We start from the raw sequence: 13,291 nt of genomic DNA, 5'->3' as shown, positions 1-13,291 counted from the left end.
ACGATTCTCGATCACGATTCATATGCGCGCCATGAGCGCGTGCAGAAAGGCGTTCAGTCATGCGCCCACTATTCCAGTCATGCCAATCATCAAACGACCGCATTCATCCAATTCTCCGTCTGGTGAAGACCGGGATTCCTACCAACGCACTCCAGGACGCAATGCAGCTTCGCGCGACGCCGAGGCCGGCCGCCGTTCGCTCGGCGCGACTCTCGTCATCTGGTTCGCCAGCCTGCTCGCGACCCTCGCGGTGGTGGGCGCGCTGATCGTCGGCTATGCGCTGGTGGTGATGGGGCCGCAACTGCCCTCGCTTGACGCGCTGACCGACTATCGTCCGAAGGTGCCGTTGCGTGTCTATACGGCGGACCATGTGCTGATCGGCGAGTTCGGCGAGGAGCGGCGCTCTCTCGTGCGCTTCCAGGACATCCCCGACCAGATGAAGAAAGCGGTGCTCGCGATCGAAGACTATCGCTTCTACGAGCACGGCGGCGTCGACTTCATCGGCATTCTGCGGGCGGGTGTCTCCGACCTCTCGCACGGCGGCGCCTCGCAGGGCGCGAGCACGATCACCATGCAGGTGGCGCGCAACTTCTTCCTCTCGAGCGAGAAGACCTATACGCGCAAGATTTACGAAATGCTGCTCGCGTACAAGATCGAGCGCGCGCTGACCAAAGATCAGATTCTCGAGCTGTACATGAACCAGATCTATCTCGGCGAACGCGCCTATGGTTTCGCCGCGGCCGCGCGTGTGTATTTCGGCAAGGATCTGAAAGACATCACGCTGGCGGAATCGGCGATGCTGGCCGGCTTGCCGAAGGCGCCGTCCGCGTATAACCCGGTGGTCAACCCGAAGCGCGCGAAGATCCGTCAGGAGTACATTCTGCGGCGCATGCTGGAGCTGAAATACATCAGCCAGGATCAGTACGATCAGGCCGTGAAGGAAGAGATTCACACCAAGAATCCGGGCAACGAATATAGCGTGCACGCCGAGTACATCGCCGAAATGGTCCGGCAGATGATGTACGCGCAGTACAAGGACGAAACCTATACACGCGGCCTGAATGTCACCACCACGATCGACTCCGCCGACCAGGACGCCGCTTATCGCGCGGTGCGCAAGGGCGTGATGGATTACGAGCGGCGTCACGGCTATCGCGGGCCGGAAGGTTTCGTGCAGTTGCCCGCGCCGGGCGACGACCGCGACCAGACTATCGACGACGCGCTCACCGATCACCCCGACAACGGCGAGATCATCGCCGCCGTGGTGACGGACGCGGGTCCGAAGCAGGTCAAGGCGCAACTCGTGGACGGCACGCAGGTGACGATCAGCGGCGACGGTTTGCGTTTCGCTGCCGCCGCATTGAGCGCGCGCGCCACGGCCGCCACGAAGATCAAGGTCGGCTCGATCGTGCGCCTGATGGCGGACGACAAGGGCAACTGGCAGATCACGCAACTGCCGCAAGTGGAAGGCGCGCTGGTGTCGCTCACGCCGCAGGACGGCGCGATTCGCGCGCTGGTGGGCGGCTTCGACTTCAACAAGAACAAGTTCAACCACGTCACGCAGGCGTGGCGTCAGCCGGGCTCCAGCTTCAAGCCGTTCATCTATTCGGCCGCGCTCGACAAGGGTCTCGGACCGGCCACCATCATCAACGACGCGCCGTTGTACTTCCCGTCGAGCACGCCGGGCGGCGACGCGTGGGAGCCGAAGGACGACGACCAGCCCGACGGTCCGATGCCGTTGCGTCTCGCGCTGCAGAAGTCGAAGAACCTCGTGTCGATCCGCATTCTGTCGTACATCGGCACCAAATACGCCCAAGACTTCGTCACGCAGCGCTTCGGTTTCGACGCCGACAAAACCCCGCCCTATCTGCCGATGGCGCTCGGCGCGGGCCTCGTCACGCCATTGCAGTCGGCGGGTGCGTATTCGGTGTTCGCGAACGGCGGCTTCCGGATCAATCCGTATCTGATCAACGAGGTGACGGATGCGCGCGGTCAACCGCTCTCCAAGGCGCAGCCGCTGACGGCCGGTCGCGATGCGCCGCGCACGCTCGAACCGCGCAACGCATACATCATGAACAGCCTGCTGCACTCGGTGGCAACGGCCGGCACGGGCGCGGGCACCAACGCGCTGCATCGCACGGACTTGCAGGGCAAGACGGGGACGACCAACGACGCGAAAGACGGCTGGTTTGCCGGCTATCAGCAGTCGCTCGTCGCGGTGGCGTGGATGGGTTACGACCAGCCGAAGAGTCTCGGCAGCCGCGAATTCGGCGCGCAACTGGCGTTGCCGATCTGGGTGGAATACATGCAGCGCGCGCTGCGCGGCGTGCCGCAAAGCGAACCGGCCCAGCCTGACGGCGTGACTTCGGTCGACGGCGAACTGTTCTATACGGATATGACGCCGGGCAACGGCTTCGTCGCCAGCATCGGTCTGGACTCGGCGAATCCGACCGCCGGCGTGAGCGATGCGGTCGGTGGCGTCGGCCCGGCCGGTATGACGCCGCCGACGGTGCCGCCGCCGAGTGTCTCGTCGAACGAGAAGAAGCAGATCATGGATCTGTTCGAGTCGAACAAGCCGTGATGTTTTCCAGGGGGATTCCCTTGGGGCGCGGCGGGCGTGTGCGGACCGTTTGAATCTGGCGGCCGCGCACGCAGGCAAGTTTTTGAAAGAGCAGGGAAGCGCCGCCCGGCAATGCTTTCCTGCCGTTTGCCGGGTGGTCTGCCCGGTGGATTGTGTATCCGGCACGCGCGATGTGTTTTAATCACGCCGGCGGTGCTTTTATCAAGGGTCCTAAACGACGCCTGATCCCCTGCACGGGATCGGCTTCCGGCACCGCGGCATTTCGCCACAAGCGAGACGTCCATTCTCGAATCCGCGCCGCGCGAGACCCGTTAAGACGCGCGCGTATGTCACTTCGTCCGCTGGCAATGTTGTGGTTGCCGCGGCCGGCGTGTTTGCCATCCAGCATCCACCGGGTCCCGCCTTGTGAAAAGTCGAATCCTGATCTGTCTGATGACAGGTCTGCTGCGCGCGTTTGCTTTTTTGCCGTATAGCGTCGTCGCGCGAATCGGCACCGGTATCGGCGCCTTGTTGTACCGAATTCCCAGCACGCGCCGGCGCGTCGTGCATACCAATCTGAAGCTGTGTTTCCCGGACATGAGCGACGAGGCGCGCGAACGTCTGGCGCGCGCGCACTTTTGTCACGTGATCCGCAGCTACGTCGAACGCGGGCCGCAATGGTTCGGCAATGCGCAGGCGCTGGCGCGCCTCGTCGAAGTGGAGAGCGCGATTGATCTGTCCGACATGGAAGGGAAGCCGACGATTTTTGTCGGCTTCCATTTCGTCGGCATCGAGGCGGGCTGCATGATGTATTCGACGCGGCATCCGGTCGCTTCGCTCTACACGCCGATGTCGAACCTCCTTCTCGACGCGATGGCCAAGCGGCAGCGCGGCCGCTTCGGCACCGAGATGATTCCGCGCAGCGACAGTGTGCGACGCGCGTTGCGCGCGCTGCGCGACGGCAAACCGGTGATGCTCGCCGCGGATATGGATTTCGGCTTGCGCGATTCGGTGTTCGTGCCGTTCTTCGGCGTGCCGGCCTGCACGCTCACCTCCGTCTCGCGGATGGCGCGCGCGGCGAATGCGCGGGTGGTGCCGTTCGTGACGGAAGTGCTGCCGGATTATCGCGGCTACAAGCTGAGCATCTTCGAAGCGCTAAGCGATTTTCCGTCCGACGATGTGGCCGTGGACGCGCGGCGCATCACCGAGTTTCTCGAGACGCAGGTGAGGCGGATTCCTGACCAGTACTACTGGGTGCACAAGCGGTTCAAGAATCGGCCGGCGGGTGAGGCGAGTGTTTATTGAGGCGCGGCGGCGTTAACTGCGTCTGGGGATGAATGTCGTGTGGGGTCAAGTACTTAGGTAGGATCTCCTGGTGTTATCAACAAGCCTGCGAACAATTTCTGTGGATAAATTCGCCCGCGACGCTAAAGAGCTACAAACATCTGTTCCGTTCGAATTTAACAACCTGGTTGCTGGCACACGGCCTCCGGTTGTCCGCATCATTGGGACAGGGCAGGTGTTTTGCGTGACCATTCAGGGCGACTCCGGTCGCCCTTTTTTATCTTGTCGCTTGCTGCGCGTTCCCGGATTTGTCCGATGTCACGGCTGCGTACACGACCCTCTCATTGATTCTGCATGTCGGCACAATTCCCCTCCTGATCTGCAGACGCGCTCGCGTTGCCCGCGCCCGTCGCAAGCTTTTTTATGCCTGCGCCGACGCCAGCCCGGTGGTCCGTGTCGATGCACGATACATAACATGCTCAGGACGGGGTGGATAACCGTCAATGCAACTGGACGCCGCTGACATTTCCCAGCGTTATTGCGAAATAGTCCTGCTGACTATCGAACGACTATCCCCGATGATTGAAAAAACTCGGGGAAGAGGTCAAACGATGAAAGCTGTACGCTGCGACAGGTATCCACGTCTTACGTATCCACGCCTCACGGCTCCTGTCTTTCCCGTGCGGGCCGCATCAGGCGCGTCGTGATTGATGGAGCGCGCCCGCTTCGATCTGCCCATGCCCGGCGTGGCGCTTTCACCGGAAAGCGTTGAACGTCTGATGGCCGAACCCTGGCGCTACGGGTTTATTTCCCTGCTGCGCCGTATCGGCGCCGATCCCCACATTGACCCGGTCGGCACCGCGCGGCGTCCACAGGCGGAGCCGTTCCGTCTCGGCCAGGCGCCGAGCCTTGCATTCGCGCCGCGCGAGATTGCCGACGTGCGTGAGGTCAACGGGCGTCTGAAGATACGGCTTCTCAGTCTGGGCATGTTCGGGCCGAACGGGCCACTGCCGATTCACATGACCGAGATTGCACGCGAGCGTGAGCAGAACCGGCGGGATGCCACGCTCGTCAACTTCCTCGACATCTTTCACCACCGCTACCTGACTCTGCTGTACCGGGCGTGGGCCTCCGCACAGGCCGTAGCAGGCCTCGACCGGAAGGATGACGAAACATTCTCCTTTTTTGTCGCGAGCCTCGCCGGCCACGATCCCGACGAAATCGCCGGCCGGCCGTTTCCGGCCCATGCGCGCCACGTCCCGATGCATACCTTCGTGGAGACCTCGATGCGCTCGGTACAGCGCGGCCCCGTCGCGCTCTGGCCGCCCCGCATGGGCACCCGCAGCGCGGCCTGAGCGGCCTGAGTGGCCGTGAGCCGCATTCATTCATCCTGGAGGAAGGACACTCATGCTGGATTTTTCGACCCGCCGCACCATCACCGTGAGCGGCGCGGCGCTGCCGGAATCGCCGTCAGGCGAGCCCGCACTGGTGCTCAGATCAATCCGTGGCGAGGAAGCCCTGTCGGAAATCTACACGTACACGCTGGACATGGTGACGCCGCAAGACCTCGACATGTTCGGCGACGACGCGGCGAACCTCGACCTGCGCGCCATGATCGGCAGGCCACTGACCGTGGCTATCCAGCTTGAAGGGATGAGCGGGGTTTCCGGCCCTTCGTGGACGTCGAACATCGGCTGCGGCATGCGTGAGATCAGCGGCATCGTGACCAGCGCGCGCTTTGTCGAACAGCAGGACCGGCAGAGCCATTACCGGCTCACGCTGCAACCCGGCCTCTGGCTTGCCGGGCAGCGCTCGGACTACCGGATCTTCCAGCGTAAGAATGTTATCGACATCATTCGCGAAGTGCTGCGGATCTATCCGTTTTCCTGCGCCTGGCGCACCAGCCGGATATACCCGCGACTGGACTATCAGGTCCAGTATGGCGAAACGGATTTCAGTTTCGTGCAGCGGCTGATGGCTGAGAACGGCATCTACTGGTTTTTCGAACACTCGAAGGGCTTTCACCGGATGGTGTTCGTGGACCACGTGGGCGCGCACAAGCCGGTGCAGAGCGAGGCGTATCACACGCTCGCGTACTACCCGCCGGGCCACAGGATCGACGCGGAGTATATCGACGCGTTCGATATTGCCCAGACGTTGCAGTCGGGCGTCTGGACCACCGGCGACTATGACTTCAAGCAGCCCGAAGCCAATCTCGGGGTGCGCAAGGTCCAGCCGCAGAAGACGATCCACAATGATCTGGCGCGCTACGAGTGGCCCGGCGACTACACCGACCCGGCCGAAGGCGAGAAGTCCGCGCAGATCCGCATCGAGGAACTGTTCGCGCGCGGCGAACGCGCCGAAGGCCGCGGCGCGCTGCGCAATGTCGTATGCGGGACGACCTTCCATCTGGAGAACCACCCGTATCGCAAGGCGAACCAGGAATACATGGTGATCCGCGCGAAGCTCGATGCCGAAGAGACAATGGAATCGACCGGTCCGGGCGTCTACCGGTTCGACACCGACTTCACCGTGCAACCGGCGACCAATGTATTCCGTCCGGCGCGCACGGTCCCGAAGCCGCGCACCACCGGACCGCAGAGCGCCGTGGTGACGGGCTTCGATAGAAACGTCGTGTCCACCGAGCCGTATGGCCGCGTGACGCTCAAGTTCCGCTGGGACCGCTCGCCGAACCGGGACGAGAATTCGTCGTGCTGGGCGCGGGTCATGTCGCCGTGGGCGGGCAATGGTCACGGGGCCATCAGCCTGCCTCGCATCGGCACGGAAGTGATCGTGGATTTCATCGACGGCGACCCGGACCGGCCGTTCGTCATCGGGCAGGCCTACAACGCGGACAACATGCCGCCGTGGCCGTTGCAGGACAACCATGCCCTGTCAGGCCTGCTCAGTCGCAATCTGGAAGGGAGCGGGTCGAACCAGTTCGTTGCGGACGACACACCGGACCGGTTACAGGCGCAGGTGACGAGCGATCAGGCGAACTCGCGGCTGGTGGTGGGTTACAACACGCGCATCGTGCCCGGCGAGGGACGCAAACAGGCGCGCGGCATCGGCTGGGAACTCGCCACCGATTCATGGGGCGTGGTCCGCGCAAACCGGGGCATGCTGGTGACCACCGAGACGCGCAGCGGCGCGCAGTCGCCCGCCAAGGACATGGGCGAGACGGTGCAGCGCCTGACGCAGGCGCGCGCGCAACACGAGGACATGGCGCAGCTCGCGCAGCAGCACAACGCGCAGTCGTCGGACGCGAGCCAGCACGACGCCGCGAAAGCCATCAAGGCGCAGAACGACGCGATCCGGGGCGACACCGCCCACTGGCGTGAAAATCCGTTCCCCGAAATGACGCGGCCCGATCTTGTCGTTGCGAGCGCGGCGGGCATCGGCATGACCGCCGCGCAGGGAACGCACATCGTGAGTGGACAGGATCATGCGGTGACAGCAGGACGTGACGTGAGCGTGTCGGCGGGGCGCTCACTGTTCGCGTCGGTGCGCGGTGCGATCTCGATGTTCGCCTACCAGCTTGGGCTGAAACTGGTCGCCGCGAAAGGCCGCGTCGATATCCAGGCGCAGAGCGACCAGATGGCGCTCGCCGCCCTGAAGGACATCACGATCAGCAGCACGGACGGCAAGGTCGTCATCACCGCGTCGAAGGAAGTCTGGATCGGCGCGGGTGGCTCGTATATCCAGATCAACGGCAGCGGGATTATCAACGGCTCGCCGGCGGTGATTCTGGAGAAGGGGCGTTGGGATGTGCAGAATCCAGATTCGAAGCGCATGCCGTTGCCCGATCTGCCTGGCGAGAAACCTTTCAGTGCGCAGTTCACGCTTCGGGACCGTAGCGGCGCCATCCTGCGCAACTACCCGTACCGACTGGACGCAGAGAACGGGCCAACCTGGTATGGCATAACGGACGAAAACGGCCTGACCCAGCGCGTCTGGACTGCCAGCGAGCAGAATCTCACGGCGCATCCGCACGATGCGCAGCAACCGGACGATGCCCCGCCTGACGACGATCCCCACGATTGCTGAGCATTCCTTATTCAGAAAAAAGGACGATAGATGACTGGCCCGAATCAAACCCCGATCGGCAGCATGACGTGCGGACCGAACATGCCGACACAGACTGCGCAATGCATGACGCGCAAGGTGAGCTTTACTTTTTATTGCGCGCCACGAGACGATTCCGGCCTCAATCCTCTGTATAACGCTGCGTATCCTAATGACGACACGCACAAAGGTGTCACCGACTCCGCGCCGTACCTAAACGGAATGCCGTACGTGGTGGTCGATGCCGATACGCACGCGGTGATCTATCCGTACAACAGTACAGATGGCAGGACCGCAACTTTTCCGGCCAAGGTGTCGACAAACACCCTGCATGATGGACAGCGTTTCAAACATTCACTGCCCCCGATCAATATTCCCGATCACGTCGTCCGCATTGCACTGCACATTGCTAACGATGCGTATGCACAGCACCGCAACTTCCAGCTTTTTGCCTGGACGGTGCCGGATGTCGCGCACAGCAAGGTCCATGTTTACGAGGTCAGATCCGACTTGGAGGAGCGGTTCTCAATAGAAAACCATTTTGGTGCCCCGCCCGCCGAAAATACATTTGGACTCAAACCCGGAACAACTGACGAATATCAGGGGTATCTGAACGGTGATCTGTGGCTGCGAATTAGCCATGAATTCACGGATGACGAAATTGCCCGGCTTTGCCCACCGGAAACGCTGACGCGTTCCCTACTTCCCGGACAACATCCGGCGGCACCGCAGGGCAATGCGGGAAGCACCATTCCGCCAGTGGCCCCAGCAGCCGCGCCGGGAACACAAGGCGTGCAACCGAACCCGCAGACCTACGCCGGACCCGTCACCGGCGCACCACATCCCGCTTCTCCATTACCGCAGGCGCAGCCACAAACGTCGCCCCACGCGGCTGGCAACACCCAGTCACTGAATGTTAACTGGCGAGAGGTGCTTCAGCCTATTTATGGCGCGGGAGCGGATTCCCGCTCAATGGCCGCTTTCAGCGTCCGGGTGGACGCGCTGGGCATCACTGTGACGTTCGCCGCGCGGGCCGTTGCTAATGCTGTGAATACCAGCAATCGTACAACCGTCCAGCAGGCGTTGCGCCGGACCTCCCCGCGTGCATTTGCAGTCGTTCTGAAGGCGGCGTGGCGCCTTCACATCAGCTCGGTTGATTTTTCCAGTTCATGGCGACCCATGCTGGGTTCCAAATTGCACAGGATGGGCGTTGCGCTGGATGTCACGCACTTTGACGATGCCGATGAGAACATTCATTTTACGGTTCACAATCACGACCATCACGATAGAAATCATCCGTTCCCGACTGGTCCTGGAGGCCAGAAACTTGCAGCCCTGTACGGTGAGTTGAGAACGGACCACCAAGTGACGCCAGCAGCGGTTTATACGCCATGGCTTAACTGGGTTATTCCGCATGACACGCATATGCATGTCACAGTTAAAGAATAATTAATGTTCTCGAATAGGGAAGCGGGATTTTTATGACTATAAAAAAGATAGGGATTCTTCTTGCGGCATGTATCTTTTTGGGAATCTATCGCATTGGCGTAGCAGCGGAAAGAACAGTATTTTTTAACGGAACAAAGATACATTACGATAATGAGGCCGCTTATTTGCAACCCCGATGTGCGTTGTTCCTCCGGCATCAACCTGCGGACTTGAAGAGTCGTTATGCAATGGTATCTAACGATGTATGTAGGAAATATCAAGCAACACAAGATGAAAACTATTCCTTTCCCGGCGCCCAAGGCGAGGCGCCCGTAAAGACTCCAAAGAGAGACTTCGTTACACTTGATGAAATTCCATTGTGGAAAGGAAAGCCCCCCGTCCGAGCTAAATTTAATATCAGTTTTGCAGTTGACGATCCCGATCCTGATATTAACCCATCCTACCTGCCATATATTCGGAAGAACAAAATCAGTGATTATCTGTTGATAGACGAAGAAAATTATGAAACAAGCCTCGCAACGGGGAAGCGAACCGGCTACCGGTTTTATCGATTCGAGGACATGTGCTTTCTGGCAACAGAAAAGAAGCCACGGTCATTTAAATTTGAAACCGCATGCGTGCATGCCGGAAATCCTAACTACGCGTTTCCAAAAGCCGTGGATACGATCAGTCATCCATGGATCAACATCATGGAGCGTAACACGATCGATCTGGATGAACGTATGCCGAATGCGGTCGAAATTGACGGTTCGTCACCGGTCAAGCCACTGATCTATTCCGATTTTCCGATCGACAACAGCGGTCGGGTGACTCAAGGGCGTGCAATGTGCATGGCTGACTGCGCGCCGGGCATGCTGTTTCGGGTACTTCACAAACACCAAAGTATCTGGGGCGCTTCAGGTAAACCGCCGGCTACCGTACGGTGAGGTAAAAATCTCATGACCGATCTCATCCGGCTCGGTGACATCACCGACCACGGCGCGAAGTTATCACCGCCTCAGAAGTGATGCGCTATGGCGGCGTGCGCGTGGCCCGCAAGGGCGACGAAGTGACCGGTCCGCTCCACCCTGAGGTCGTGCCCAACGTCATCGTCGAGGGCGACGACAGGATCACGGACCACGGTGTGCCCATCGCGCGTCAGGGCCATCATGCCACATGCGGTTGCAGCCTTGTATCCAGCATCGCCTGATCTCACGTGCTCAGGTCGCTTCCACGACATGGGAACTTGCGTGTGATGAGAAATCGAGCCATGAAAGGACGGGGCGACTGTGTGGTGGTCGAAGCCGAAGCAAAAAAAGCCCGCCAGGCTGCTGATAAACAATCGAAGGGAAAAAAGAAAAAGCTCGGCAATCCTTACCCGGGATACCCCGATCTGTGTTTCCCAGTGCTCGGTCGGTACGGCCTCGAAGGGCTGCATCAATATAAAAAGGTTGTGCGTGCGTCGACGTTAGACTTTGAAGCAGCGCTGAAATCTTGCTCTTGGGGAGGATTCCAGATACTTGGCGAATATTTTTTAAAATGTGGATGTTCGAGCGTATTTGAATTTGCCAATAAATTCATGTCGGGTACGAACGGCCAAGTTGAGATTTTTGTTGCCTTTATGAAAAACATCAAGCCCGACGCCATTGATGGTCTACGAGAGCGCAAGTGGGAAAAAGTAGCGGCTTCATATAACGGTAGTAACTGGAAAAAGTATAACCCTCACTATGCCGAACATCTCGGTAAATATTATGAAAAATTTAAATAAGGGACTTTTATTATTCTTTGCTTCATTTGTGGCTTCGCATGCCTGGGCGGCAAATGTTTTAATATTTGATAGCCCCAACCTCATCGGAGTTGATGATAAGGGGTTTTTATCAGGATTTTATTCTGCCAACAACGGAAAAACTTCATGCTTCTATCTGTTTGTGCAACGTCATACAGGGAGGAATTTACCGGATTCCGGAGAATATTCGGCTAGAGAGATACTGACGTTTACTCCGCAAGACAGGTCTTTTTTGTTTGGTGACAGAAATAAGGATTATGATATAGGGGGATATCTATATAGACGGGGCGACACTATGATAATTAGGACGTCCAAGACACAGGCTGGATGCGGAAATGCTATGGGTGCATTTGAATTTGGACCAGAGGAGTCCGGGGCATTTCCCTATACAGTAGAAAAGAGAATTCCTGCAATTGGCATTCGACTTATAAAAAATCGGTCGCTTTTTTACGACTATAAAGACGGAAAATTTGTCGCAAGAAAGGGGTATTTAACCAAATGGGATGGCGTCGTTGTACTTCGAACGCGCGATCGGTTTTCTTATGTGCGGTTTGCAGACCCCGGAGCGAACGTTGCCGATCCGGGGCGCGTGACGACCGGCTGGATACATTCGGCTGACCTTGTGAACCCGTTTCCCCCATCCACTAATAAGGACCAATCGCATGATTGATCTCATCCGACTCGGTGACACCACCGACCACGGCGGCGAAGTTATCACCGCCTCAGAAGTCATGCGCTATGGCGGCGTGTGCGTGGCCCGCAAAGGCGACGAAGTGACCTGTCCGCTCCACCCTGAGGTGGTGCCCAACGTAATCGTTGAGGGCGACGACAGGATCACGGACCACGGTGTCCCCGTCGCGCGTCAGGGCCACCATGCCACATGCGGTTGCAGCCTTATACATGGCCTCGTCCCGTTTGCCAAACGATCTTTTCTACAGCGAGCAGGTGCAGGATTGCATATATACATTCGGCCTTTCTGTGGCACGCATGTGCCTGGCCCCAATGGATTTCGCCCGGCGACTCCTACTTATATCCACGGCTTCGGGAGCCCTAAGACTGCGCAGGTTTTGTCACCGACGGTCCGACCTGTTTGCCATTGAATCAGATCACTTGTGCAACCAATGAAGAGGTAAAACAATTGCCGCCATCCGATCGTTGCTCCGTTCATACCGGCGGTGCGTACTCCAGGCCGCGTGCGAGCAATACCCAGATCGTCCTGGCGATCTTGTTGGCAAGTGCCACGACGGCGATGTTTGTTCCCCGTCTCGCCTGAACCTCGCGTATCCATCGGGAGAGCGTATCGGTATGTTTTATGGCTTGCTGGACGACCGATCTGGCGCCGTGTACCAGCAGCATTCGCAGATATCCGTTACCGCGCTTCGTGATACCGAACAGACGATCCTTGCCGCCTGATGAGTGCTGGCGTGGGGTCAAGCCCAGCCACGCCGCAAACTGTCTGCCGTTTGAGAATTCAGTGGCACTCCCCGCTGCGGCGATGACAGCAGTTGCGATCAGTGGCCCAACGCCTCGAATCTTCTCAAGTCGCTGACTGACAGGGGATGCCTTGTGCACTTGATGGATCAATTCATCATACCGGGCGATCTGCTTATCCAGCAGTACGAGTCGCTCGTACATATCCCGCATCATTGATCGACCCAACCCTGTGAGCTCGTTGCGTTCGTCGTCAATAATTGACGGAAGCTGCTGCCGTACTTTCAGTGCGGTTTGTGCAATGACCACACCGTATTCGGCTAACAGGCCTCGTATCTGGTTGATCTGCGCGATACGGTCTCGCATGAGCAGGCTGCGGATGCGGTGCATGGACTGGATATCCTGCTGCTGAACGCTGTTGACCGCAACGTAGCGCATGGTCGGACGGGACGCAGCTTCGACGATCGCTTCCGCATCGTTGCGATCGTTCTTCTGGGATTTGACGAACGGCTTGACGAATCGGGGCGCAATGATCTGCACATGATGTCCCATCGCCGAGAACCGGCGGGCCCAGTAATGCGCTCCACCACAGGCTTCCATCACGATACGGCAAGAGGGCAGATTGACAATGGATTCGAGGAGCTTGTTGCGGCTGACTCGCCGACTCAACACTGGATGACCGCGTTCGTCCACGCCGTACAGAGGTGGCTCCGGAAATTCGGACAGTTCATTGAGTG

At 59.0% G+C, this 13,291-nt stretch carries 8 protein-coding genes and 3 pseudogenes; 10 read left to right on the top strand and 1 reads right to left on the bottom strand.

The genetic code is table 11. The features are described from left to right. Positions 1–79 precede the first annotated feature (79 nt). From B0G80_RS04740 to B0G80_RS46620, 10 genes and pseudogenes are all read left to right on the top strand, one after another. Positions 80–2,581: a penicillin-binding protein 1A gene (locus tag B0G80_RS04740; protein ID WP_116117181.1), complete on the top strand. Its 2,502-nt coding sequence runs from the start codon at positions 80–82 to the stop codon at positions 2,579–2,581. Positions 2,582–2,986: 405 nt separating this feature from the next. Then, complete coding sequence (locus tag B0G80_RS04735; protein WP_116117180.1) at positions 2,987–3,865, top strand: lipid A biosynthesis lauroyl acyltransferase; 879 nt, start codon at positions 2,987–2,989, stop codon at positions 3,863–3,865. Positions 3,866–4,554: 689 nt separating this feature from the next. Beyond that, positions 4,555–5,139 (top strand): annotated as a pseudogene (gene tssG, locus B0G80_RS04730) (type VI secretion system baseplate subunit TssG); the annotation flags it as partial. Positions 5,140–5,251: 112 nt separating this feature from the next. After that, positions 5,252–7,891, top strand: a complete 2,640-nt coding sequence (locus B0G80_RS04725; protein WP_116117178.1) for a type VI secretion system Vgr family protein — start codon at positions 5,252–5,254, stop codon at positions 7,889–7,891. Positions 7,892–7,972: 81 nt separating this feature from the next. After that, a complete protein-coding gene (locus tag B0G80_RS04720) occupies positions 7,973–9,358 on the top strand; it encodes a hypothetical protein (protein WP_147309830.1) in 1,386 nt (461 codons plus the stop codon). Positions 9,359–9,390: 32 nt separating this feature from the next. Further along, the gene (locus B0G80_RS45170; RefSeq protein ID WP_147308669.1) at positions 9,391–10,284 is read left to right on the top strand and encodes a hypothetical protein; all 894 of its coding nucleotides are present in this window, start codon (positions 9,391–9,393) and stop codon (positions 10,282–10,284) included. Between the two features lie 12 nt (positions 10,285–10,296). Beyond that, a pseudogene (locus tag B0G80_RS04710) lies at positions 10,297–10,547 on the top strand (PAAR domain-containing protein). 60 nt (positions 10,548–10,607) lie between these two features. Then, positions 10,608–11,105 carry an N-acetylmuramidase family protein gene (locus B0G80_RS04705; RefSeq protein ID WP_258878805.1) on the top strand — a complete coding sequence of 166 codons (498 nt, stop codon included), beginning with the start codon at positions 10,608–10,610 and terminating at the stop codon, positions 11,103–11,105. Next, positions 11,089–11,793: a hypothetical protein gene (locus B0G80_RS45165; RefSeq protein WP_147309829.1), complete on the top strand. Its 705-nt coding sequence runs from the start codon at positions 11,089–11,091 to the stop codon at positions 11,791–11,793. The genes B0G80_RS04705 and B0G80_RS45165 overlap by 17 nt, the downstream gene beginning before the upstream one ends. Then, positions 11,786–12,034, top strand: a pseudogene (locus tag B0G80_RS46620) (PAAR domain-containing protein); the annotation flags it as partial. The gene B0G80_RS45165 and the pseudogene B0G80_RS46620, both read left to right, overlap by 8 nt. A gap of 253 nt (positions 12,035–12,287) precedes the next feature. Here B0G80_RS46620 and B0G80_RS04695 read toward each other — a convergent pair. Continuing rightward, complete coding sequence (locus B0G80_RS04695; protein WP_116117173.1) at positions 12,288–13,280, bottom strand: IS110 family transposase; 993 nt, start codon at positions 13,278–13,280, stop codon at positions 12,288–12,290. Between the last annotated feature and the right edge of the window lie 11 nt (positions 13,281–13,291).

It is taken from the genome of Paraburkholderia sp. BL6669N2 (assembly GCF_003387275.1).
Taxonomy (GTDB): domain Bacteria; phylum Pseudomonadota; class Gammaproteobacteria; order Burkholderiales; family Burkholderiaceae; genus Paraburkholderia.
This window is presented reverse-complemented; position numbering and strand designations above follow the sequence as displayed.